The 22,702-nt window shown below is 65.4% G+C and carries 20 protein-coding genes; 10 read left to right on the top strand and 10 right to left on the bottom strand.

The features are described from left to right. Positions 1–5: 5 nt before the first annotated feature. Together PVV74_RS15570 and PVV74_RS15565 are read right to left on the bottom strand one after the other, a co-directional pair. Positions 6–998, bottom strand: coding sequence for a glycosyltransferase family 61 protein (locus PVV74_RS15570; RefSeq protein ID WP_274593846.1), 993 nt, complete (start codon positions 996–998; stop codon positions 6–8). Continuing rightward, positions 988–1,317, bottom strand: a complete 330-nt coding sequence (locus tag PVV74_RS15565) for an ArsR/SmtB family transcription factor (RefSeq protein WP_057793175.1) — start codon at positions 1,315–1,317, stop codon at positions 988–990. Before PVV74_RS15565 ends, PVV74_RS15570 begins: the two co-directional genes overlap by 11 nt. 145 nt (positions 1,318–1,462) lie before the next feature. Here PVV74_RS15565 and PVV74_RS15560 point away from each other — a divergent pair, with 145 nt between their 5' ends. Beyond that, positions 1,463–3,124, top strand: coding sequence for a Y-family DNA polymerase (locus tag PVV74_RS15560; protein WP_274593845.1), 1,662 nt, complete (start codon positions 1,463–1,465; stop codon positions 3,122–3,124). Between the two features lie 470 nt (positions 3,125–3,594). On the opposite strand, the gene PVV74_RS15555 is transcribed toward PVV74_RS15560, so the two are convergent. From PVV74_RS15555 to PVV74_RS15540, 4 genes are all read right to left on the bottom strand, one after another. Next, complete coding sequence (locus PVV74_RS15555) at positions 3,595–5,967, bottom strand: DUF1989 domain-containing protein (protein ID WP_274593844.1); 2,373 nt, start codon at positions 5,965–5,967, stop codon at positions 3,595–3,597. 33 nt (positions 5,968–6,000) lie between these two features. After that, positions 6,001–8,007 (bottom strand): ABC transporter permease, encoded by a 2,007-nt coding sequence (locus PVV74_RS15550; protein WP_274593843.1) that lies wholly within the window; start codon positions 8,005–8,007, stop codon positions 6,001–6,003. After that, entirely contained in the window at positions 8,000–9,037 is a 1,038-nt protein-coding gene (locus PVV74_RS15545) for a quaternary amine ABC transporter ATP-binding protein (protein WP_103763769.1), read from the bottom strand. The genes PVV74_RS15550 and PVV74_RS15545 overlap by 8 nt, the downstream gene beginning before the upstream one ends. A gap of 91 nt (positions 9,038–9,128) precedes the next feature. Continuing rightward, a complete protein-coding gene (locus PVV74_RS15540) occupies positions 9,129–10,070 on the bottom strand; it encodes an ABC transporter substrate-binding protein (RefSeq protein ID WP_425061941.1) in 942 nt (313 codons plus the stop codon). A 203-nt stretch (positions 10,071–10,273) separates the two neighbouring features. Between PVV74_RS15540 and PVV74_RS15535 the strand changes: the two genes are divergently transcribed. After that, positions 10,274–11,203 carry a LysR substrate-binding domain-containing protein gene (locus tag PVV74_RS15535; RefSeq protein WP_103763771.1) on the top strand — a complete coding sequence of 310 codons (930 nt, stop codon included), beginning with the start codon at positions 10,274–10,276 and terminating at the stop codon, positions 11,201–11,203. Positions 11,204–11,287: 84 nt separating this feature from the next. Here the strand turns inward: PVV74_RS15535 and PVV74_RS15530 are convergent, their stop codons facing one another. Together PVV74_RS15530 and PVV74_RS15525 are read right to left on the bottom strand one after the other, a co-directional pair. After that, positions 11,288–11,860, bottom strand: a complete 573-nt coding sequence (locus tag PVV74_RS15530; RefSeq protein WP_170067218.1) for a GNAT family N-acetyltransferase — start codon at positions 11,858–11,860, stop codon at positions 11,288–11,290. A gap of 135 nt (positions 11,861–11,995) precedes the next feature. Then, positions 11,996–12,922, bottom strand: a complete 927-nt coding sequence (locus tag PVV74_RS15525; protein WP_103763773.1) for a histone deacetylase family protein — start codon at positions 12,920–12,922, stop codon at positions 11,996–11,998. A gap of 181 nt (positions 12,923–13,103) precedes the next feature. On the opposite strand from PVV74_RS15525, the gene PVV74_RS15520 reads away from it, so the two are divergent. The 8 genes from PVV74_RS15520 (at position 13,104) to PVV74_RS15485 (ending at position 20,962) form a co-directional block, all read left to right on the top strand. Next, positions 13,104–14,513, top strand: a complete 1,410-nt coding sequence (locus PVV74_RS15520) for a mechanosensitive ion channel family protein (RefSeq protein ID WP_274593841.1) — start codon at positions 13,104–13,106, stop codon at positions 14,511–14,513. Between the two features lie 33 nt (positions 14,514–14,546). Further along, a complete protein-coding gene (locus PVV74_RS15515; protein WP_274593840.1) occupies positions 14,547–15,215 on the top strand; it encodes an FAD-binding oxidoreductase in 669 nt (222 codons plus the stop codon). Between the two features lie 229 nt (positions 15,216–15,444). Beyond that, positions 15,445–15,816 (top strand): ribosome silencing factor, encoded by a 372-nt coding sequence (gene rsfS, locus PVV74_RS15510; protein WP_338020430.1) that lies wholly within the window; start codon positions 15,445–15,447, stop codon positions 15,814–15,816. Next, on the top strand, positions 15,817–16,287 hold the full coding sequence (gene rlmH, locus PVV74_RS15505) for a 23S rRNA (pseudouridine(1915)-N(3))-methyltransferase RlmH (RefSeq protein ID WP_274593839.1): 471 nt from the start codon (positions 15,817–15,819) through the stop codon (positions 16,285–16,287). A 155-nt stretch (positions 16,288–16,442) separates the two neighbouring features. Further along, on the top strand, positions 16,443–17,960 hold the full coding sequence (gene gpmI, locus PVV74_RS15500; protein WP_274593838.1) for a 2,3-bisphosphoglycerate-independent phosphoglycerate mutase: 1,518 nt from the start codon (positions 16,443–16,445) through the stop codon (positions 17,958–17,960). Further along, positions 17,957–19,084, top strand: a complete 1,128-nt coding sequence (locus tag PVV74_RS15495; RefSeq protein ID WP_274593837.1) for a murein hydrolase activator EnvC family protein — start codon at positions 17,957–17,959, stop codon at positions 19,082–19,084. The genes gpmI and PVV74_RS15495 overlap by 4 nt, the downstream gene beginning before the upstream one ends. Before the next feature lie 8 nt (positions 19,085–19,092). Then, positions 19,093–20,439: a S41 family peptidase gene (locus tag PVV74_RS15490; RefSeq protein ID WP_274593836.1), complete on the top strand. Its 1,347-nt coding sequence runs from the start codon at positions 19,093–19,095 to the stop codon at positions 20,437–20,439. A 67-nt stretch (positions 20,440–20,506) separates the two neighbouring features. Then, on the top strand, positions 20,507–20,962 hold the full coding sequence (locus PVV74_RS15485; RefSeq protein ID WP_274593835.1) for a GNAT family N-acetyltransferase: 456 nt from the start codon (positions 20,507–20,509) through the stop codon (positions 20,960–20,962). A 37-nt stretch (positions 20,963–20,999) separates the two neighbouring features. Here the strand turns inward: PVV74_RS15485 and PVV74_RS15480 are convergent, their stop codons facing one another. Together PVV74_RS15480 and PVV74_RS15475 are read right to left on the bottom strand one after the other, a co-directional pair. Continuing rightward, positions 21,000–22,133, bottom strand: a complete 1,134-nt coding sequence (locus PVV74_RS15480) for a pyridoxal phosphate-dependent aminotransferase (protein WP_274593834.1) — start codon at positions 22,131–22,133, stop codon at positions 21,000–21,002. A 16-nt stretch (positions 22,134–22,149) separates the two neighbouring features. Further along, complete coding sequence (locus PVV74_RS15475; protein WP_103763781.1) at positions 22,150–22,494, bottom strand: DUF2794 domain-containing protein; 345 nt, start codon at positions 22,492–22,494, stop codon at positions 22,150–22,152. Positions 22,495–22,702: the final 208 nt, after the last annotated feature.

Below are 22,702 nucleotides of genomic sequence, written 5' to 3'. Positions count from 1 at the left end.
GTTGGTCAGAGAAACCCGCCCGCCTCCAGTTTCCGCACAAGGCGCCGATAATCCAAGGGCGGCGGAACGTCCTCTGACACCTGTCCGTCGTCCGGGCGCAACAGCGGGTTCATTTTCACAAGGTCCACGTCGCAGAACGCGTCGATCTGGTTGACCAGCGCATCGAACGCCCCCTGCCTCCAACGCCGCTGGATCAGGCCCACCTTTGTGCCGGGCCGCATCACGAAAGGCGCCAGGTGAAACGCCGAACCATCGGGCCCCACAATCTGCCGCGCGGCGGCATAGCGGGCGCATTGCTCCGGCAGGCTGTGGCGCTGCGGATGCAGGATCGTGTAACCAGCCTTGAGCATCAGCCGCTCGATCCGCTCTTCCTGGTCCACCATCTGGCCCGCGCGTTTCAGCAGCGACCGCGACAGGTAGATCTTCTCATCCCCCTCCGGTGTCACCACGGCCTGAAGCCGTCCGCGAATGAACCGGCGAAACTCCGGTGTGCCGGAAATCCAGTCGCGGTGTCCCATGCCCTGCGTCGGCACGTCCAGTTCCTCGATCCGCACAGGTGACTGCACGAAATGCACCGGCAGGCCATCGCTCAGAAGGTCCACGAACGCTTTCAGTCGCCGCTGGAACACTGCCCCGAAATCAATGCCATGCATCGGGATCAGGACCAGCCCGTCATGGCCGCCATCCGACAGCGGCCACAGCCGCGAGATGCATTCCAACAGGAAATGCCCGAAATGATGCCGCCCGATGCCGATGAACAGGTGCCGCCCCGACAGGCTCTCCGCCGCCTCCGGAAAATCCGGCTGCGCGGTAAAACGATTGGAGGAATAAAGCGTCCGCGACTGCTCCACGAAGCTCCGGTCAGCGCGAAACACCCCGCAGGCCAACTCCCGTCCCTCCGGCATCGGCGCCACCAGCGCCTGCTCCACCGTCTCGATACGCGGCTCCGGCAAAATGCGCGGATCCAGCCCCGCACCCGACGCCGCGTCATCCATCATCGCGAAACTCTTTCGCCAGGAACTGCTCGAACGCATCCAGGTGCACCGCCTCGAACTGGCCGAAACTCTGCATCCAGATGCTGGCATCGCGCAGGGCATCGGGCTCCAGCTTGCACCACACGACCCGGCCCCGCCGTTCCTGGCTGATCAGGCCCGCGCGCGTCAGGATGCCAAGGTGCTTCGACACGGCCGCCAGCGACATCTCGAACGGCTCGGCCACGTCCGTGACGGCCATGTCATCCTCCAGCAGCATCGACAGGATCCTGCGGCGGGTCGGGTCGGCCAGTGCGGCAAATACGGTGTCGAGCGATTGGGCCATGGTGCACCGTTTAAGCCTTGCCGGGCTGGCCGCGTCAACTCTCTTGGCCCTTTCCCGGGCATTGCGGACTCGACTCCGGTCGCGGCACGCCCTAATTTGGAACATATCAAGAACATCTGCCCGCTGCTGCCCCGGTCCCGCTGCCATGCCCGAACGGCGTATCCTTTCTGTCTGGTTCCCCCGGCTGGGGGCCGAACGGCTGCTGCGGCGGACCGGGCTGGATGCGGACGTGCCTTTTGCCGTGGTGCGCGACACCGGGCAGATGCAGGTGCTGTGCTCGCTGTCCGAGGCGGCCGAGGCGGCGGGGCTGCGGGGGGGCCAGCCCTTGCGCGATGCCCATGCGATGTGCGCCACGCTGGTCACGAAACTGCAAAACCCGCATCAGGAGGCGGCGTTCCTGGCCAGCCTCGGGCGGTGGGCCGAACGGCTGAGCCCGTGGGTGGCGACGCAGCCACCCGACGCGTTGCTGCTGGACATCACGGGCTGTGCCCACCTCTTTGGCGGGGAAGAGGCGATGGCGCGGCAGGTCATTGAGGAGGCGGCGATTTTCGGGCTGACCACGCGCTGCGGGCTGGCCGGAACCGTGGGCGCGGCCTGGGCGCTGGCGCGCTATGCCGGGGCCGTGCCGGGCGCGCATCGCAGCGGCGACGCCATCGACCAGGAGGCCCGCGCGACCCGCTCCCGCGCGGCAAAGCGGCGGCATTGGGAAAAGGGCGGCGCAGCGCCGGTGGCGGGCGTAAGCCGTTCGAATCAAAGGCCGTTTTCCATCGCGCCACCGGGAAAAGCGCGCACCTTCCTCTCCCCCCTGCCCATCGCCGCCCTGCGGCTGGAAGAAGAGCAAGTCGCCGCCCTGAACCGGCTGGGCCTGCGCAAGATCGGTGACCTGCTGAATCAGCCGCGCGGGCCGCTGGCGCGGCGCTTTGGCCGGGGGCTGCTCTTGCGGATGGATCAGGCGATCGGCGCGGCGCCCGAGCCGGTGTCGCCCGCGCGGGTGAAGCCGCGGCTGGCGACACGGCTGACCCTGCCAGAACCCATTGGTTTGATTGACGATTTGCAGGCCGGGCTGGACCGGCTGGTGCCGCGGCTGTGCCAGCTTCTGGCGGACCAGGGAGAAGGCGTGCGCAAGGTCCGGCTGGAGGCGTGGCGGGCCGACGGCACCATGGGCTGGATCGAGGCGGGGCTGGCGCGGGCGACGGACGAGCCCGACCGCATCCGCCCCCTGCTGGCCATGCGGCTGGATGAGATCGACGCAGGCTTTGGCATCGACACGTTGCGCCTGATCGCGGCCGTCAGCGAGCCCATACAGCACCGCACCGCCGCGGGTCACCTGGATGCCACCGCCGCCGCCCGAGACCGGCTGGCGCGGGATACGGGCGTGGAGGATCTGATCGGTCGGATCGGCGGGCGGATCGGGCTGGAGGCGATCACCCGCCTGCATCCGGCAAGCAGCCATATCCCTGAAAAGACGTCACAAATCCTGGCCGCCGCATGGTCCGAGCCGGCAGCGGAGTGGCCTCGCCCCGCCACGCCGCGTCCCTTGCTGATCTGGGGCCCCGAGCCGGTGAACGCCCCGGACGTGCCACACCTGCCCGCCACCTTCCGATGGCGCGGGCGGGCGCATGACCTGGCCGAGGCGAAGGGCCCGGAGCGGATCGCGCCCGAATGGTGGCTGGACGATCCGAACTGGCGGTCTGGCGTGCGGGATTACTGGCAGGTGGTCACCGGCCGGGGGGAGCGGTTGTGGCTGTATTATGCCCATGGTGGGACGATGTCATCGGGATGGTTCTGCCAGGGGCGGTTTGCGTAGGCGAATCAAAAGGTTAACGGGGTGGATCGTGGGAAATCCGATGTCGGTATCGCGTCGGTATCCGGGTGGTATCGCGACGGTGCGGTGCCCCGGGGGCCGGAATTAACCGGGCGTTCGGGGCGCGTGGGTTTTCACCCACCCTACGCGGGATCGCGGATGGGGAGGAGGGACCGGGTCGAGCCCGGGACGGGGTGGGCGCAGGCCGGGATATTTCCTGGCATGGCCGGGCGACCGTCAGACCGCGGGCTGGCGGACTGACGGATGTTCAGGGCGCTTTATGGCAGCCAAGTCCGTTGGTGTTCAAATCGAAGAGCCGACGTCAGCCAACCGCCAGACCGGGGGGCGGTCTGACGATCGCGCGGCGGCGCGGCAGCGCCGCGCCTTTGTTCCGCGCGAGACGAGAGACAAGCCGTCATCCCGGACTTGATCCGGGATCTCTCGGGTCAGGCCCAAGGATGACGGAAACGGGTTCAGCCGTAGTTGCCCTTCACCCGTTCCTTGGTGGGGTCGAAATGCGGGTAGGGCACCACCTTGGCCTTCAGGCGTTTCTGCAAGCCATCGAGCTGGCCCACCTCGATATCGGTGCCCGGCTCGGCATGGGTGACGTCCACGCGAGCCAGCGCGATGTTCTTCCCGAGGATGGGGGATTTGACGGCGGAGGTCACCTCGCCCACCTGCGCCTTGCCGATGCGAACGCAATCGCCGGGGCTGGCGACACGGCCGCCTTCCAGTTCCAGCCCGACCATCTTGCGATGCGGGTGGGCCTTGCGTTCTTCCAGTGCGGCGCGCCCGATGAAATCGTCGTTCTTGGACTTGAGCGGCACCGCGAAACCGATGCCGGCCTCGAACGGGTCGGTCTGGTCGTCGAACTCACTGCCCGCAAAGATCAGCCCCGCCTCGATCCGGATCATGTCGAGCGCGGCGAGGCCAAGCGGCTTCAGTCCCATCGGCTCGCCCACGGTCCAGATCGTGTCGAACACCTCTTCGGCGTCCTTGGGATGGCAGAAGATCTCGTAGCCCAACTCGCCGGAATACCCCGCCCGGCCCACCACGATCGCCGTGCCGTCGAAATCATTCAGGCGCGCGGGGGTGAAGCGGAACATGCCCAATTCCTCCAGCGTCGGATTCGCGGGCGCGGTCCAGATGATCTGTTTCAGGATATCCCGCGACAGAGGCCCCTGCACGGCCACGTTATGCAGCTGATCGGTGGAATTGCGGACCCAGGCGTTCAGGCGCAGTTTCTCGGCCTGTTCACGGATCCACAGACCCGACGTGTCGTTGCCGCCGATCCAGCGGAAGGCATTCTCGCCCATGCGAAACAGCGTGCCGTCGTCGATCATGCCGCCGTGTTCATAGCAGATGGCGGTATAGACCAGTTGCCCCACGGCCAGTTTCTTGACGTTGCGGGTGACGCAATACTGCATCAGTTCCTCGGCGTCGGGGCCTGTGACCTCGTACTTGCGCAGGGGCGACAGGTCCATGATCGCCGCCTTCTCGCGGCAGGCCCAGTATTCGCCGATCGTGCCAACCGACGGGAAGCTGTTCGGCAGCCAGTACCCGTTATACTCGACAAAGTCCCGCGTGTGCTTGGCAAAGCAGTTGTGGAACCCGGTTTCCTTGGTGTGTTCCAAAGGCGCCTCCGCTGATTTTCTGTAGCCGATTGAGCGGCTGAAGCTGTTGGTCTCACCATAGGTGCGGACCTGGATATCGGTGGGGTTCCAGCCGTTCGCCTCGTCCACGTCGCAGGGACAGGCGGTGGAAATGCAGACCAGATCGGTCAGCGCGCGCAAAAGCACGTAATCGCCCGGGCGCGACCACGGGTCATCCATGCCCAGCGCGTTGGTCTCGTCCAGCATGGTGTTGAAGAAGAAGTTGATCGCGGGCCAGCCGGCGCGGGGGCGCACGCCGTATTGTTCGAGATCCTTGTTCATGTTCTCGGAACAGTTGACGTGACCGGGATAACCCAGTTCCTCGTAATAACGCGCGGTGCAGGCCAGGCCGAACGTATCGTGCCGCCCGCAGGTGTCCTGCACGATCTCGACCAGCGGTTCCTGGTCGACGTTCCAGTACTTGGCGAAGATGCCCGGCTGGGGGTAGAGCGAGCCCATCAGGGTCCGGGTCGTGGTCGGGTCGATCTCGCGGTCGAGGCCCTTGTCGAGCGAGCGCAGAGAAAACGCCTGGAAGTCCGAGCATTCGCGGCCCTGCACGTCGAGGACCTGGATGAACTGGCCTTTCTGCACGTGATAGGATTTCGCCTCGCCCGGCTGGATGTTGATGTCGTGGATCGGGTCGGCCAGCGGGTCGGGCGGCATGTGTCCGCCCTTGGCGACGCCGGGATCGGCGCGGCGGATATAGAGGATAAGGTCGGTGGGCGGGGCCTGCGTGCCCGGGTCCATCGGGCCGCCGGGGGCGGCGACGATCAGCAACCCGTCGCTGTCGGCCTGGAATGTCGCCATCTCACCGGCGCGGGAGCCTTCGGAGAACACCTTGATGCACTGCGCGTCGCCCAGCTTGAACCCGGCGCGGTCGAGCGCCGAGGCCACGCGGCGGCCCGAAACCGAGCCGTTGTCGAGAACTGAAAGCACTCCATCCGGGCGGCCGTGGCTGGAGGCGCCGAGGCGGCCGGGGTCGGACTTGCCGTCGGGGGTAAAGAAGACCATCTCGCCCGGTTGCAGCCCCTGGAAATCCAGCACCGACACCTCGTCTCCGCGAAAGATCGGCACGGCGCGCGATCCGCCGCCGGGGATGGGGTGTCGTTCCGTTCCGTGGGGCAGGATGGGCAGGCCGGGCGTGATGACGCCGGCGCGTTCATACGGGGTCTCGAAGACAGGCTTAACGGTCATGGATGTGCCTTTTATCACTCGCGAATTGTGGCATCAATCGAGGCCTAGCGCCTTCTTGCGCCGGTTGGCCCAGCTGAGGATCGCCATGTCGAAGGTCAACGCCATGAGCGAGACATTGATCCCGAGGACGAAGTTTTTCCCCAGGTCCGTGCCCGCCAGCGTGCGCTGAAGCTCCTGGCCCAGGTCCTGCGTGCCGATGAAGGCCGCGATGATGACCATGAAGAAGGCGAACATGATGCCCTGGTTGAAGCCGACGGCCATGGTGGGCATGGCCAGCGGCAATTGCACCGAGGTCAGTTTCTGCCAGCGCGAGCAGCCGGCCATGTCGGCGGCCTCGGTCAGTTCGGGGGGCACGCTGCGCAGCCCCTCGATGGTGTAGCGGGTGAGCGGGACCATGGTGAAGATCACGATGGACAGCACCACGGTGGTGTCGGTGATCCCGAAGAGCATGATCGCCGGCAAAAGGTAGATGAAGCTTGGGAATGTCTGCGCGGTGTCGCAGGCCAGCAGCATCCGTTCTGACCATTTTTCGGACCGCGCGGCGAGGATGCCGATGGGAATGCCGATCATCATCGAGATCGCCATGGCCGACAGCACCGAGTAGAGCGTGATGACCGACCGGTCCCACCAGCCGGAGAAGGCGACGATGGAGAAGAAGATCGCGGCGTAGATCGCCGGTTTCTTGCCGCCCACGCCGTAGGCGAAGGCCACCACCAGCAGGATGAAGGCCGAGGTTGGAATCCACAGAAGCGCGTCGCGGAAGGGGATCAGGACCCAGACGTTCAGCACATAGCGGATGGTGCCGGTGATCGCCTCGACGGAATCGAGGTTGAGGAAGGTCTCGAACACGCCGTCGATCTCGCGCCCCATGGACAGCGATTGGCGGCGGCCGACCTCGTTCAGGATCTCGATCGGTTGCGCCAGAAGGTACAGCCCGGCGAAGACCACCACGGACAGGACGGTGTACTTGTAGCGAATGTAGAACGGCGTGTCCTTGGGGTGATGCTCGGGCAGCTTGCGCACCCACGCCTTTGACAGGCGGTCGAGGGTGATCGCGACGAGCACGATGGTGATCCCGATCTCGAAGGAGCGGCCCAGTTTCAGGCTGTTCATCATCGCCAGCAGCTTGCCGCCAAGCCCCGGCATCCCGATGAAGGCCGTCAGAACGACCATGGCGAGGCAGAGCATGATGACCTGGTTCACGCCGACGAGGATTTCGGTACGGGCCGAGGGGATGAACACCTTGGTCAGCATCTGCCAGCGCGAGGCGCCCGACATCTTGCCGGCCTCGACGATTTCGGGCGAGACCTTTTTCAGACCCACGGTCGTCATCAGGATCATCGGTGGGGTGGCATAGATCGTGGTGGCAATGGCCCCCGCGGTGGGGCCGACCTTGAAGAAGATCACGGCAGGCAGAAGGTAGGTGTAGAAGGGCAGCGTCTGCATGACGGCCAGCAGGGGCTTGATCGCGTTGTCGAACCACTTGTATTTCCAAGCCGCGATACCGATGACGAGGCCCACGAAAAAGCCCAGGGGGGCCGCGACCAGCAGCACGGAAAGCGTCTGCATCGTCAGTTCCCACTGACCCATGAAGGCGGTCCAGACAAAGGTGCCACCGGCCAGGAGCGACAGTTTCCAGCCGCCGAGGTAATAGCCGATCACGGCGGCCAGCCCCGCCACGGCGGCCCAGGGGATGGGGTCGGCCATGTAGGGCCAGCGGTACTTGCCTTCCAGCAGGTTTGCGGTGACGCCCAGCAGGAAATCCAGCGGGCCTTCGGCGAACCAGCGGGTGATGTAGATCAGGCCAAAGCGCCCTTCCTGCATGTCGCCGGTGATGAAGTCGAAGAACGCATCGAGCCACTGCGCCAGTGGCGGGATCCACGCCTCGGGCAGGCGGACGAGGAAATCCGGCAGGATGGGCTTGGCCGCGCACAGCAAGATCGCGGCCAGTAAAAGCGCCACCAGCACGGGGTCGCGGGTGGCCCCGGGCTGGCGCATCGACAGGGAGGTGCGGGTGGCGTTCGTGGCGACATCAGCCATTGGCGCTGTCCCCCAGAAGCACCTCCAGCGCCTCTTGCCGGGCCATCACGCCCATCACCTTGCCGTCCTTGCCCGCCACCGGCAGATGCTCGCGCGGGTCGCTGACAAGCTGGCGCGCGATCTGGTGAATGGTGCGGTCGCCGTCGATTGCGTCACCTTCGACGGCGTGTCCGTTGACGGGTTTGGCCAGAACGCTGGCATGAACGACATGCGCCTTGTCGATATCCTCGGTGAACTTGCGGACATATTCGGTCTGCGGGTCCAGCACGATCTGGTCGGGCGTGTCGCATTGCTCGATCGCGCCGTCCTTCATGATGGCGATACGGTCGGCCAGGCGCAGCGCCTCGTCGAAATCGTGGGTAATGAAAACGATGGTCTTGCCCAGCATCGCCTGAAGGCGCAGGAACTCGTCCTGCATCTCGCGCCGGATCAGCGGGTCGAGGGCCGAGAACGGCTCGTCGAGAAACCAGATATCGGGCTCGATGGCGAGGCTGCGGGCGATGCCGACGCGCTGTTGCTGGCCGCCGGACAATTCGCGCGGGAAATATTCCTCGCGGCCTTCAAGCCCCACCAGCTTGATAACCTCCAAAGCGCGTTCGCGGCGCGCGTGCCGGTCCTGCCCGCGCATTTCCAGCGGGAACGCCACGTTTTCCAGAACCGTGCGGTGCGGCAACAGGCCGAAGGACTGAAACACCATCCCCATCTTGGAGCGGCGCAACTCGATCAGCTCTTTCTCGGGCAGGGCCATGATGTCCTGGCCCTCGACCTCGATCGTGCCGCCGGTGATGTCGTGCAGGCGCGAAAAACAGCGCACCAGCGTGGACTTGCCGGAGCCGGAAAGCCCCATGATGACCAGCATCTCGCCCTTGGCGACCTCGACCGACACATCCTTGACCCCGGCGATATAACCATCGGCGCGGATATCCTCGTAACTGTGCCCGGCGGGCATGGATTTGAGGTATTGGCGCGGGTTGGGGCCGAAAAGCTTCCACGCGTTGCGGCAGGAAATGACGGGGCTGTCCGAGGTCATGAGGGGCGCAGGTCCTTGATGAAACGCCGGCGGTACGAGCCGCCGGCAAGGCCCTGCCCGGTGCGTCACCGGACAGGGAAAGGCGAAGAGATCAGGTGTCGCCGCCGGGCAGCCAGCCCTTCCAGACGTCCTCGTTGTCTTCCAGCCAGATCTCGGCGGCTTCCTCGGGCTCGTAATCCTCGACATCCACCAGCTTGGCCATTTCGGCGATCTGCGCGTTGGTGAAGGAGATCTTGGTGAGCACCTCGTAGGCATTTGGCCATTTTTCCTCCATGCCGTCCCAAGCGGCCTTTTTCAGGTAGCCGTCGGCGGGGTTGCCGCAATCGTAGAGCGCGTCGGGGTTCGGGCCGACCGCAGGATCGGTGTCGCAGCCGTCTTCCCAGGCCGGGAACTCGACGAATTCACCGGGCCAGACGGCCTCGGCAAAGTTGGGGGTCCAGTTGAAGACCAGGATCGGTGTCTTGTCTTCCTCGGCGGAGGCGATATGCGCCCAGAGCGCCGCGGCGGAGCCCGCGTTTTTCACGACATAGTTCAGGTCCAGCGCCTCGGCCCGTTCCTTGCCGTGCTTGAGCCAGTCGACCGGACCGTCGAGGAACAGGCCCTTGTCGCCGGTTTCGGGCGTGGCGAACAGCTCGGCACAGTCGTTCAGCGCCTTCCAGTCGGGCAGGCCCGGGCAGGCGTCCTTGGTCCACATCGGGTACCACCAATCCTCGCGCGTGACGGCGTCGTGATCGCCCGCGTCATGCAGGCCGCCCTTTTCCAGCGCCTCGCGGAAGGACGCGCCGAAGGCACCTTCCCAGACTTCCAGTTCCAGCGTCACGTCGCCCAGGCGGACCGATTCGTACACGGCTTGGCTGTCGGTGGTGACGAATTCGACGTTGTTGCCCATTTCCTCGTAGATCTGGCCCACGACGTGGCTCATCACGATCTGGCTGGACCAGTTGTGAATCGGGATGACGATCGGTTCGGAACTGTCCTCGGCGGCGAAACCGGCCGATGCGGAGGCCAGCGCGACGGCTGCCACGGACATCATTGAATGGATTTTCATGTTAACTCCCAGTCGGTTGCATGGGCCTGATTCTGAGTGCCGGCCCTTTGTTGGAGTGGGAAGTATCGCGCAGGTGCGACAAAATTCTGATTATAAACTTTTTGTGCCATGCCTCTAAAAATGTTTGGCAATGAGAGGTGGGCGTGGCTAGGCTCGGGTCATTGTCCCGAGTTTGAGGAGTGAGAAGGATGCTGCGCAATCGCGCCGTGTTGCCGCGCCTTGAGTACCTGCTGGCCTTCGAGGTGGCGGCGGACCTGGAAAGCTTTGCCGCGGCGGGCAAGGAACTGAACGTCTCGGAAACCGCCATCAGCCGCAAGATCCGGCTGCTGGAGCAGCATTACCAATGCGCGCTCTTCGTGCGGGGGCACCGCTCGGTGCAGCTGACGGATATGGGGCGCAAGCTGCTTTCGGGGATCACGCCGGCGCTGAAGACGCTGGTGCGGGTGTCCGAGGACATGTGCGCGGACCTCGAGAAAAGCACGGTGCGGCTGGCGGCGACCAACTCGGTCTCGTCGCTGTGGCTGATGCCGCGGCTGCGGGCCTTTCACGAGGCGAATTGCAACATCACCATCGCACTCACGTCATCGGACGTGGACGAAGAGTGCCTGGCCGAGGGCATGGACCTTGCGATCCTGCGCGGCGAGGGCGACTGGCCCGGGTTCGAGGCGACACAGCTTTTCGGCGAGACGGTGTTTCCGGTCTGTGCGCCGGGCTACCTGCAGGGGCAGGCGCGGATCGACAGTATCGAGGCGCTGCGCCAGCACGACCTGATCGAGGTCAGCAACAACCACACCGAATGGCTGAACTGGCGCACCTGGCTGGACCGGAAAGGCGCGGACCCGGACTCGGTGCGCCCGTCGGCGTCGGTCAATACCTATCCGCTGGCGATCCAGGCGGCGCGGGATGGCCTGGGCGTCGCGCTGGGCTGGGGGCATCTGGTGGATCACCACCTGCAATCAGGCGACCTGATCCGGCCCATGGGGGGCGAGCATGTGCGCACGCGCTCGGGCTATTACCTGTTGCGACGGCAGGGGGTCGAGCCGCGCAACGAAAGCGCCATCGTGGCGCATTGGCTGCTGCAGGAAAGTGCCGCACGCCAGAGATACGCGGCGGAGTGAAACACGGGGCGTCTTGCAGATTATTCTGCGAATAATCTGCGCCCCAGAAAATTCGTACGAATTTTCTGGGGCTGTACCCATTTCTCAGAAAGGCGGGCGCAGGACCGCGTGCAGGTAGGTGCGGGTTTCGCCCATCATCTCTTCGGCCAGCGACAGGGCCGTGGGCCAGGGCGGGTCGAGCGTGGCCTCGACCTCGCCGATATCGAAGGTCAGCGTGGCCTCGTGCCGGCGGGCCAGGCGCTGCATCCGCTCGTTCTCGGGCAGGCACATCATGTAAAGTGAGCGCACGCCCCGGTTTTGCGCCGCGGCCAGCATTCGCACGAAAAGCGCATCGCCAATGCCCTCGTGCTGCCAGTCGGGGTCGACGCTGAGCGCGATCTCGGCCCGCACCGGCCAACTGTTCAGCAACATCCGCAGCTCGCCCACGCCGTGCAGATCCCCATCGACGAAGGCGCCGTGAACGACACTGTCGAGGCTCAGGATGGAGTCGGCGTAGTCGGTGACGTAGTCTTCGGTCACACTGGCGCCGAAGCGCAGGCGCCGCATTTCCGGGTCGAGCCGGGCAAAATGGGCCAGCAAAGCAGCCTTGTCCGCCGGCCAGAGGCGGCGAATGTCCGGTCTTATCAGGATCTTGTCACGATTGATATCGGCATTCATGGTCATGGACTCCTTGGCGCGGGCCATTCCGCGCAGAGGTGCCCTCCCTGACGCCAAGATAATGCCGCAGCGCGGCATTTTCCATGAGTTTTCGATGAAACGGTTAACTTACGTTACGGCAGGGCGCCGTCCCGCTCAGCCACCGGCGCGGATCAGCTCATCCAGATGCACCGCCCCGCTGGCGGCCAGCGCGCGCAGGTCATAGCCGCCTTCGAGGCTTGAGACCACGCGCCCGTCGCACTGCTCCGCCGCTATTTCGCACAGGCGGCGGGTGACCCAGGCGAAATCGTCCTCGCGCAGGTTCAGGTTGGCCAGCGGGTCGTCGGCATGGGCATCGAACCCCGCCGAGATCAGGATCAGTTCCGGCTTGAACTCTTCCAGCCGGGGAAAGACCTGGCCTTCGTATTCCTGCCGGAACCCCTGCCCGGCCGTGCCCGGTGCCAGCGGCACGTTCAGCACGTTGTTGTGATCGCCGGTTTCGTGCGCCCCGCCCGAGCCGGGCCAGAGCGGCATCTGGTGGGATGAGATGAAAAGCGCGCGCGCCTCACCGCGCAGAAGGTCCTGCGAGCCGTTGCCGTGATGCACGTCGAAATCCACCACCGCGACGCGGGACAATCCGTGCCGTTCCAGCGCGTGTTTGGCGGCAATCGCCACCGTGCCAAAGAGGCAAAAGCCCATTGGCGTCGCCGTCTCGGCGTGGTGGCCCGGCGGGCGCATGGCGACGAAGGCATTGCCGACCTCGCCCGCCATCACCTTGTCCACGGCCAGCATCGCGCCGCCCACGGCCCGCGACGCGCAGTTATACGACCCGGGGGACAGCCAGGTGTCGCCATCCAGCTGGTTGAACCCCTGCGCCGGGATCGCCTCGCGGATCATCGTCACGTAATCCTGCGGATGACACAGCGTCAGGTCGGCGTCCTCGGCCAGCGGCGCCTCGGCGCGCACAACGTCCTTGCCCTCGAGCGCGGGCCACAGGTGTTCCAGCCGTGCCACGCGTTCAGGATGACCGTCGGGCGTAACGTGGTTCAGGCCATCCTCGTGGGTGACTAGTAGGGTGGACATGGGCGCGGCTCCTCCTGTGCAATGCCTTGTCACGGCGGCGAAGGGTCGCCACCGCGCAGGTGCCACAACTTAAAGACCATGCGCCGACTGTCCAGCGCGACTTGTCCACAAGCAGCGGGCGTGTAAACTTGAGCTTATGGAAGAGGATGCCACAAGCGCCCCGACCGGCGAGGAGGCCGGGATGAGCTCGCCCGCCGAGGCGACGCCGGATCCGACGAACGACGCCATCGAACAGGCGCAGACCATCGCCATCGGGCTGTGGGAACAGGCGCAGTTGTTCGTGACGGGTCTGCTGAGGCCATGGAGCCTTTACCAGGTCGGCATCATCATCGGGCTGTGGGTTGCCGCGACGATCCTGGCGCGGATATTCAGCCCGCATTTGCACAACTGGATGCGCACGCGCGAAGGCTGGCCCAAGTGGCGCATGCGCTTTCTGGTGATGATGCACAGGCGGCTGCGGCTTATCTTCATGGTTCTGCTGATCTGGCCGGTCTACTGGATCATGCAGGAGGTGACCTGGCCCAGTCGGTCCTACCTGATCGGCGTGATGGCGAGCCTTGCCACGGCGTGGCTGTTCATTGCGATCATCACGCGCCTGATCGGCAACGCCTTTCTGCGCGGCATGGTGCGCTATGCCGCCTGGACATGGGTCACCCTGTCGATCATCGGGCTGACCGACGAGACGATCCAGGTTCTGGACAGTGCGGCGGTCAACGTGGGCGAGATGCGCCTGTCGGTCTGGCTGGTGCTTCAGGCCATCGCGATGATCGCGCTCCTGATGTTCCTGGCGCGGTTCGTGTCGACCACCTCGGCTTCGCGCATCCGGTCGAACAAGGACATCTCACCGTCGATGCAGGTGCTGGCGGTGAAGGTCATCCAGATCCTGCTCTACGGTGCGGCGTTCTTCATCGGGCTGCGGGCCGTCGGGGTGGACCTGACCGGCCTCGCGGTGCTGTCGGGCGCGATCGGTGTCGGTCTTGGTTTTGGTCTGCAGAAGGTGGTGTCGAACCTTGTGTCGGGGGTGATCATCCTGCTGGACAAGTCGATCAAGCCGGGTGACGTGATCAGCCTGGGCGAGACCTTCGGCTGGATCAATTCGCTGGGCGCCCGCTATATCTCGATCACCACCCGGGACGGCAAGGAGTACCTCATCCCGAACGAGGACCTGATCACCGGCCAGGTGGTGAACTGGTCGCATTCCAACGAATTCGTGCGGCTGGATATCTATTTCGGCACCGCCTATGGCGATGACCCGCACCTGGTGCGCAAGGTGGCCATCGACGCCGCCAAGGCGGTGGAGCGCGTGCTGGCCTTCAAGGCGCCGGTCTGCCACATCGTGGGCTTCGGCGACAGCAGCGTGGATTACATCCTGCGCTTCTGGATCAGCGACCCGACCGCGGGCCTGACGAACATCCGCGGCAATGTCTACCTGGCGCTGTGGGACGCATTCCAGGAACACGGCATTTCCATTCCCTTCCCGCAGCGCGAGGTCACCGTGCTGGAAGGCTCGGAGCTGGGTACGCGGGCGCTGGACCGGGGCGACCCGGGCAAAGCGCCGCAGGGCGGGGCGGCAGAGGAACACGGCCCCTGATCGCGGCGTTGGCTGGCGAAAAGGAGTATTCGCATGGCCCATACACTGACCCTGCAATCACAGGAGAGCGTCACCCACGACACGCATCGCTACGTGTTCGACCGTCCCGAAGGCTTTGATTTCAAGCCCGGGCAGGCCGCCGAACTGGCGATGTGCCGCGACGGCTGGAAGGACGAGGGGCGTCCTTTCACCTTCACCTCGCTGCCCGCGGACAAACACCTGGAGTTCACGATCAAGAGCTATCCGTCGCATGACGGCGTGACCGAGCAGTTGCCCGGGCTGAAGCCGGGCGAGGAGGTCACGCTGGACGGTCCCTTTGGTGCGATCACCGACGAAGGTGCGGGCCTGTTCCTGGCCGCGGGCGCCGGGGTCACGCCCTTCATCGCGATCCTGCGCAAGCGGGCGAAAGAGGGCGACCTGGACGGCTGCCAGTTGATCTTTTCCAACGAGACCGAGGGCGACATCATCCTGCGCGAGGAATGGGCGCGGATGCAGGGCCTGAAGGTCGATCATGTCCTGTCCGAGGAAGACGTGCCGGACCTGCATTACGGCAAGGTCGACAAGACGTTCCTCGAACGCCACGCGAAGCTGTCCGGGCAGGTCTATATCTGCGGGCCGCAAGGCTATGTCGACGCGATGCGCGACGCGGTGAAGGCACTGGGCGTTCCGGGCGACCGCATTCATACCGAGGACGGCTGGTAAGCGGTCTTTCCGGTGCGGTCAGACACAGGCCGCGCCGGAATAGCGGCGCTTTTCGAGGCACCAGCGGACAAGAGCCGCCGATTGGCGAAAGCCTTCATTGAATTGTGACAGACGGGTTGCTATTTTGGAACCATGCCCGGCACCGGGGCGGATCGGTGCGTAGTAGAAGGAGGACAATGTCCTGTCTCTTACAATCGACGCGGCTCCTGCCGCTGAACGGGGCGCAGCCTTGAGCGCGTCCGACATGGCGACAAGCAGTGACGCACAGCTTGCGCGCATCCTTTCCGCACTCGAAGAAGACAAGGCCGAAGAGATCGTGCAGATCGACCTTCGCGGCAAATCCGCGATCGGCGATTACATGGTGATCTGCTCGGGCCGGTCCTCGCGCCAGGTGACGGCCATTGCCGAAAAGCTTTCGGAGCGGCTGAAATCCGAGATGGGCGTGCTGACCAAGGTCGAGGGCAAGGACGCGGGCGACTGGGTGCTGATCGACACCGGCGACGTGATCGTCCATGTGTTCCGCCCCGAAGTGCGCGAGTTCTATCAGCTTGAGAAGATGTGGCTGCAAGGCCACGAGGCTACCCAGGCCGCCAAGAGCTGAATGCGTGTCCATATCTGCGCGGTGGGCCGGATGAAACCCGGCCCGGAACGCGCTTTGCTCGATGATTACATGTCCCGCTTCGACCGGACCGGGCGCGCCCTTGGGCTTGGCCCGGCGCAGATGCACGAGGTCGAGGACCGCAAGGGCGGCGGGATGGACGCCGAGGCGCAATTGCTTGACCGCGCCTTGCCCAAGGGGGCCGTCATCGTGGCACTGGACGAGCGTGGCAAGCTGCTCTCTTCCCCCGACTTTTCCGACAAGCTGGCCGGCTGGCGCGACACGGGGCGCGGCGACGTGGCTTTCGTGATCGGCGGCGCCGACGGGATCGCGCCCGCGCTGCGGGACCGGGCGGATTTCACGCTGTCCTTCGGCAAGATGGTCTGGCCGCACATGCTGGCCCGGGTGATGCTGTCCGAACAGCTTTACCGCGCCGCCTCGATCCTGGCGGGCGCGCCCTATCATCGGGCGTGATCCGACGGAGTGGCTGCGCCACGCTCTGTTGGTTCGATGAGGGGCGCTGCTCCTCAAACTCCCCGGGATATTTCCGGGCAGAGGAAGCGGGCAAGAAAGCGGTTCACGACCCGGTTCAGACGGGTTAGAAGCGGCCAAGGATTCAGGAGGCAGGATTGAGCGCGCCAAGACCGGTAGTTCTGTGTATTCTCGACGGTTGGGGGCTGAGCGAGGAGCGCGAGGCGAACGCGCCCGCGCTGGCCGCGACGCCGCATTTCGACCGGCTGATGGAAACCTGTCCGAATGCCACGCTGATCACGCATGGCCATGATGTCGGCCTGCCCGAGGGGCAGATGGGCAATTCCGAGGTCGGGCACCTGAATATCGGGGCCGGTCGCGTGATCGAGATGGATCTGCGGCGCATCGACCGTGCGATCGAGACCGGCACCTTCGGTGTGCTGCCCGGCTTCGTTCGTTTTGCCGACAAGGTCGAGGCGGCGGGCGGTACCGCGCACCTGCTGGGCGTGCTGTCGGATGGCGGCGTGCACAGCCATATCGGGCACATGATCGCCGCCGCCAACGCGCTGACCGCGCGCGGCGTGCCGGTCGCCATTCACGCCTTTACCGACGGGCGCGACGTGGCACCGACCTCGGCCAAGGTGTATCTCGAAGCCCTGCGCGCGGCGCTGCCCATGGGCGCGGTCATCGCCACCGTTTCGGGCCGGTATTACGCGATGGACCGCGACAATCGCTGGGACCGTGTGCAACTGGCCTACGAGGCGCTGGCACGTGGCGAAGGCTACACCGCCGAGACCGCCGCAACCGGCATCGACGACGCCTATGCCAAGGGCCGTACCGACGAGTTCATCAAGCCGCGCGTGCTGGGCGATTACCAGGGCATGAAGGACGGCGACGGCCTTTTGTGCCTGAACTTCCGCGCCGACCGGGCGCGCGAGATCCTGGCCGCCTTCGCCGACCCGGAGTTCGACGATTTCGAGACCGGCCAGCGCCCGGCCTTTTCGGCCGTGAGCGGCTTTACCGAGTATTCGCGCCGCCACAGCGCCTACATGGATTCCATCTTTCCCGACGAGCAGCCGGTCAACACGCTGAGCGCGTGGCTGGCACAGCATGGCAAACGACAGTTCCACACCGCCGAGACCGAGAAATACCCGCACGTCACCTTCTTCCTGGCCGGCGGGCGCGAGACGCCCGAGGACGGCGAGGCGCGGTACATGGCCGCCTCGCCCAAGGTGGCCACATATGACCTGCAACCCGAGATGTCGGCGGAGGAGGTGACCGATCACCTGGTGGATGCCATTGCCGAAGAGTATGATTTCATCGTGGTGAACTACGCCAATCCCGACATGGTCGGCCACACCGGCGATCTGGGCGCCGCGATCCGCGCCTGCGAGGCGGTCGATGCGGGGCTGGGCCGTGTGCTGGAGGCGCTGGACGATGCGGGCGGCGCCATCATCGTCACCGCCGATCACGGCAACTGCGAAACCATGGTGGACCCGGTGACCGGCGGGCCGCATACCGCGCACACCACCAATCCGGTGCCGGTGATCCTCAAGGGTGGGCCCGAGGGCGCGCGCCTGCGCGACGGGCGGCTGGCCGATCTCGCGCCGACGGTGCTGGAGCTGATGGAGCTGTCGCAACCGGACGAGATGACCGGCAAGAGCCTGCTGAAATGATCCGCGCGGCGCTTCTTTCACTGGCACTTGTCGCCGCCGCGCCCGCCACGGCACAGGACCCCGGCGCCGAGGCGCGGGCCGCGTCGGACCGCCTGAACCGCGCCGCCGCCTTGATGGAAGCGGCCGAGGGCGCGGCCAACCGCGTGAAGGCGCTGACCGAGGTGGTGGGCGCCTACGAGGACGGGCTCGAAACGATGCGCGAGGGCCTGCGCCGCGCCGCCATCCAGGAGGAGACCCTGACGCGCCGCCTGCAATCGCGCGAGGACGAGATCGCCAGCCTGCTGGGCGTGTTGCAGAGCATGGCGCAGTCAGAGGGGCCGGTTCTGCTGTTGCATCCCTCCGGCCCGATCGGCACGGCGCGGTCCGGCATGATCATATCCGACGTGACACCGGCGCTGGAAACCCGCGCCGCCGCGCTGCGGGCGGAACTGGAGGAAGTCACCGTTCTGCGCACCTTGCAGGAAAGCGCGCTCGATACCCTGCGCGACGGGCTGAAGGGCGCACAGGACGCCCGCACCGCGCTGAGCCAGGCGATTGCCGACCGCACCGACCTGCCCCGCCGCTTTACCGAGGATCCGGTCAGGACCGCGCTGCTGGTGGCCTCGACCGAAACGCTGGAGGGGTTTGCCAGCGGGCTGAGCCAGATCGCGGTGGACGAAGTGGCCGGATCGCTGCCCGGGATCGACGCGCGCAAGGGCAGCCTGCGCCTGCCGGTCGAGGGCCGCATCCTGCGCCGCGCCGGAGAGGCCGACGCCGCCGGGATCGTCCGGCCCGGCATCGTCATGGCCACCCAGCCCCGCGCGCTGGTGACGACGCCCGTGCCCGCCACGCTGCGCTATCGCGGGGAACTTCTCGATTACGGCAACGTGGTGATCCTCGAGCCTCAGGCGGGCCTTTTGCTTGTCATCGCGGGGCTCGACGTGGTCTACGGTGACATCGGCGAGGTTCTACCGGGAAACAGCCCTGTCGGGATGATGGGCGGCGACGGGCGTGACACTAACGCGCTGTTGATCGAGAATGGCAAAGATGCGGGTGCGTCCCGAACCCAAACACTTTATATAGAAGTGCGAGAAGACAACGAACCCGTCGATCCGGAGACCTGGTTCCAGACAAGCGAAGGATGAGCAACCCGATGAAGAAGTTTCTGATCGCCGCCCTCGTCGGCAGCCTGACCGGCGCCGTGGTGACGACGCAAGTCGCGGCACCCCTGCTGGCGCAGGAAGCGGCCAAGACCACGAATGTCTACGAACAGCTTGATCTCTTTGGCGATATTTTCGAGCGCATCCGCTCGCAATATGTCGAGGAAGTGGACGAAAGCGAGCTGATCGAGGCGGCCATCAACGGCATGCTGACCTCGCTCGACCCGCATTCCAGCTACCTCAGCCCCGATGATGCCGCCGACATGCGCGTCCAGACCCGCGGCGAGTTCGGCGGGCTTGGCATCGAGGTGACCCAGGAAGACGGATTCGTGAAGGTGGTGTCACCCATCGACGGCACCCCGGCGGAAACCGCCGGTATCGAGGCCGGCGATTTCATCACGCATGTGGACAGCGAAAGCGTGCTGGGCCTGACCCTGGACGAAGCCGTGGAAATGATGCGCGGCCCGGTGGGCAGCGAGATCGTGATTACCGTGGTGCGCGAGGGCGAGGCGGAACCGTTCGACGTGTCCATCGTGCGCGACACGATCAAGCTGACCGCCGTGCGGGTGCGGACCGAGCAGCAGAGCGTCGTTCTGCGGGTCACCACCTTCAACGATCAGACCTTCCGCAACCTTGAAAGCGGGCTGGCCGAACAGATCGAGGAAGCCGGCGGCATCGACAATATCAGCGGCATCGTTCTGGACCTGCGCAACAACCCCGGCGGCCTGCTGAACCAGGCGATCCAGGTATCGGACGCGTTCCTGGAGAAGGGCGAGATCGTCAGCACCCGTGGCCGCGCGCCCGAGGATGGCGAGCGGTTCAATGCCAAACCGGGCGATCTGGCCGAGGGCAAGCCCATCGTGGTGCTGATCAACGGCGGTTCGGCCTCGGCGTCGGAAATCGTTGCCGGCGCGCTGCAGGACCATCGCCGCGCCATCGTCGTCGGCACCAAGAGCTTCGGCAAGGGCTCGGTTCAGACCGTGATGCCCCTGCGCGGCGACGGCGCGATGCGCCTGACCACGGCGCGGTACTACACGCCGTCGGGCCGCTCGATCCAAGCGCTCGGCGTCAGTCCGGACATCGTGGTGGAACAGCCCCGCCGTGCCGAGGAGACCGAAGAGGAAGAAGAGGATGGCGCGGCCAACCGCTTCGACCGCTCCGAGGCCGATTTGCGCGGCCGGCTGGACAATGACAGCCTGAGCGAGGACGAGATCCGCCAGATCGAGGAAGACCGCGAGAAGGCCGAGGAAGCCGCCAAGCTGCGCGAGGAAGACTACCAGCTGGCCTATGCCATCGACATCCTCAAGGGCCTGACGGCGCTGGGTCCGCAATACGAGTGAGCCGGTTGGGCATGACTTTGATGAACGGGCGGGATGGTTCCCGCCCGTTTTTGGTATATACTGCATCATGCTTGAATTGCGCCGCCCTTCCTCGCGAGACCTCGACGACCTGACGGTGCTTTGTCTGCGGTCCAAGGCCTATTGGGGGTATGACTCGGAGTTCCTCGCCGCCTGCGTTCCCGTCCTGACGCTGACCGCGGCGGATTTGCAGGGCACTTCGACGATCACCGAGGTCGAGGGTGGAACACTTCTGGGCATGGTACAGGTTTCGAACAGGCGAGAAGGCTGTTACCTGCAAAAGCTCTTCGTCGACCCCGCGCATATGGGTAAGGGCACGGGGCGGCGGCTGTTCACATGGGCGGTCCAAAAGGCCCGCGACATGGGGGCCACGGAAATGATCATCGAGTCGGATCCCGGCGCGGTGCCGTTCTTTTCCGCCATGGGCTGCCGCGCGGCAGGCAACGCCCCGTCCGAGGCGATGCCGGACCGGATGCTGCCACGCCTGGTGTACGATTTGCGGTAGGCCCCACAAAATTCGTACGAACTTTGTGGGGCGCCGATCAGCCGGTGCGCGCCAGGTGCGCCTCCATCGCCGCCAGCCCGGCGTCCAGCCCGCGCCGCCCGAACCCAAGCCGGAAGCGGTCGGTGGGCGTCGACCCAAGGTCGGAGCGGTAGATCGTGCTGGGCAACAGCAGAACGCCCGCCTCTTCCACCAGCTTGCGGGCGAATTCCTCGACCCCGTCGGCACCCAGATACCGCGGAAAGCCCATGCAGGCACCATCGGGCCGCTGCCACTCGAAGAGGTCGGGATGACGGGCAAAGAAGGCATCCCATTTCGGCAGGTTCTCGTCCACGATGGCGCAGTTGCGCGCCAGGATTTTCGCGCGGTTCTTCAAGGCGATCAGCGCCAGCCGCTCGCTGGGGCCGGAATTGCAGATCGACAGGTAGTGCTTCATCCGCTCCATCTTGGACAGCACGTCGCGGTCCTGGCACGCGATCCACCCCACCCGCAGCCCCGGCAGGCCATAGGATTTCGACATCACGCCCAGCGACAGCCCGCGTTCGTAGACATCTGCGATGAACGGCAGGTGTTCGGCATCCGAGGGGCCAAGACCGTTGAAGATCTCGTCATGCAAAATCCAGATGCCGTGGTGGCGGCAAAGCTCAATCAGTGCTTCGTACCGGTCATGCGGCAGGATTGCGCCCGTGGGATTATGCGGAAAGTTGATCGTCAGCAGGCGGGTATTGGGGCGGATCGCGTCGCGCACCCGGTCGATATCCAGCGACCAGTTGTCGTCGGGGTCGAGCGGCACGCCCGTCGCTTCGCAGATCGCCAGGGGGAGGCTTTCGTGCGACTGGTAGTTGGGCGTCACCACGATGGCGTGACTGTCCTTGTCCAGCAGCACATTGTTGGCCGCGAAAATGCCTTCGCTGGCCCCCGCAAAACAGAGCACTTCGTCGGCGGACCGCCCCGCATAGGTCGCCGCGATGGCCGCGCGCAGGTCGGGCGCGCCGTAGGTCTCGGTATAGCCCAGCCACATCTGCTCGAAACCGTCCCGGTCTTCGGGGCTGGCCATGGCCAGAAGCTCTGGAAGGGACATGCTCTCGGCGTCCGAGGCGGTCATGTGGTGCCGGGCCTTGAACTCCCACTTGGCGAAATGGGTTTCCAGCCGGAAATCGGGCAGGGTCGTCATGGGGTGTCCTGTAAGCTCAATCCACCGCGCGGATAAGCTTGCGTTCCAGCACGCGCAAGACCGTGCGCAGATCATGGCCGCGTTTCAGCACCTGCCCGTCCATGCCGATCACCGCGTACTGCCCCTGCCGTGCGCGCAGCTTGGGGCGTTTCTCGATCCGGTAGAGCGGGTTTTCGGCGGTGCGCCGAAAGACCGAGAAGATCGCCACGTCGCGCAGGCTGGAAATCCCGTAGTCGCGCCATTCGCCCGCAGCCACCATGCGGCCATAGACCGACAGGATCGCGGCAAGCTCGGTGCGGTGGAAGGCCACCTGTTGCGCGCTGCCTTGCGGCGGGAACGGAGAGGTGGGTTGGAATGTCATGCCACCAGAGTTGCGGTAAAAGGGTGGCGAGGCAAGGAATTTGTGACGGGGCGGGGTGTGACGGCTGTGCGGTGCCGCTGTCATCCCGGAGGTGAGCCGGGGTCTTGGGGGGCGAGAGATCCTCGGGTCCGGCCCGAGGATGACGGCGCACGGGAAAGGCCGGACGCGCGGCGTCGAACTGCAAGAACCATGTCATCCCGAACCCGAT

The organism is Roseovarius sp. SK2 (assembly GCF_028807495.1).
In the GTDB taxonomy this organism is placed as follows: Bacteria; Pseudomonadota; Alphaproteobacteria; order Rhodobacterales; family Rhodobacteraceae; genus Roseovarius; species Roseovarius confluentis.
Note: the sequence above shows the minus strand (reverse complement) of the source record. Positions and strands in the feature narration are given on the sequence as shown.

Coding starts and splice junctions, on each gene's coding strand:
- PVV74_RS15570 (WP_274593846.1), bottom strand. CDS start 998: ATGATGGATGACGCGGCGTCGGGTGCGGGGCTGGATCCGCGCATTTTG.
- PVV74_RS15565 (WP_057793175.1), bottom strand. CDS start 1,317: ATGGCCCAATCGCTCGACACCGTATTTGCCGCACTGGCCGACCCGACC.
- PVV74_RS15560 (WP_274593845.1), top strand. CDS start 1,463: ATGCCCGAACGGCGTATCCTTTCTGTCTGGTTCCCCCGGCTGGGGGCC.
- PVV74_RS15555 (WP_274593844.1), bottom strand. CDS start 5,967: ATGACCGTTAAGCCTGTCTTCGAGACCCCGTATGAACGCGCCGGCGTC.
- PVV74_RS15550 (WP_274593843.1), bottom strand. CDS start 8,007: ATGGCTGATGTCGCCACGAACGCCACCCGCACCTCCCTGTCGATGCGC.
- PVV74_RS15545 (WP_103763769.1), bottom strand. CDS start 9,037: ATGACCTCGGACAGCCCCGTCATTTCCTGCCGCAACGCGTGGAAGCTT.
- PVV74_RS15540 (WP_425061941.1), bottom strand. CDS start 10,070: ATGATGTCCGTGGCAGCCGTCGCGCTGGCCTCCGCATCGGCCGGTTTC.
- PVV74_RS15535 (WP_103763771.1), top strand. CDS start 10,274: ATGCTGCGCAATCGCGCCGTGTTGCCGCGCCTTGAGTACCTGCTGGCC.
- PVV74_RS15530 (WP_170067218.1), bottom strand. CDS start 11,860: ATGAATGCCGATATCAATCGTGACAAGATCCTGATAAGACCGGACATT.
- PVV74_RS15525 (WP_103763773.1), bottom strand. CDS start 12,922: ATGTCCACCCTACTAGTCACCCACGAGGATGGCCTGAACCACGTTACG.
- PVV74_RS15520 (WP_274593841.1), top strand. CDS start 13,104: ATGAGCTCGCCCGCCGAGGCGACGCCGGATCCGACGAACGACGCCATC.
- PVV74_RS15515 (WP_274593840.1), top strand. CDS start 14,547: ATGGCCCATACACTGACCCTGCAATCACAGGAGAGCGTCACCCACGAC.
- rlmH (WP_274593839.1), top strand. CDS start 15,817: ATGCGTGTCCATATCTGCGCGGTGGGCCGGATGAAACCCGGCCCGGAA.
- PVV74_RS15495 (WP_274593837.1), top strand. CDS start 17,957: ATGATCCGCGCGGCGCTTCTTTCACTGGCACTTGTCGCCGCCGCGCCC.
- PVV74_RS15490 (WP_274593836.1), top strand. CDS start 19,093: ATGAAGAAGTTTCTGATCGCCGCCCTCGTCGGCAGCCTGACCGGCGCC.
- PVV74_RS15485 (WP_274593835.1), top strand. CDS start 20,507: ATGCTTGAATTGCGCCGCCCTTCCTCGCGAGACCTCGACGACCTGACG.
- PVV74_RS15480 (WP_274593834.1), bottom strand. CDS start 22,133: ATGACGACCCTGCCCGATTTCCGGCTGGAAACCCATTTCGCCAAGTGG.
- PVV74_RS15475 (WP_103763781.1), bottom strand. CDS start 22,494: ATGACATTCCAACCCACCTCTCCGTTCCCGCCGCAAGGCAGCGCGCAA.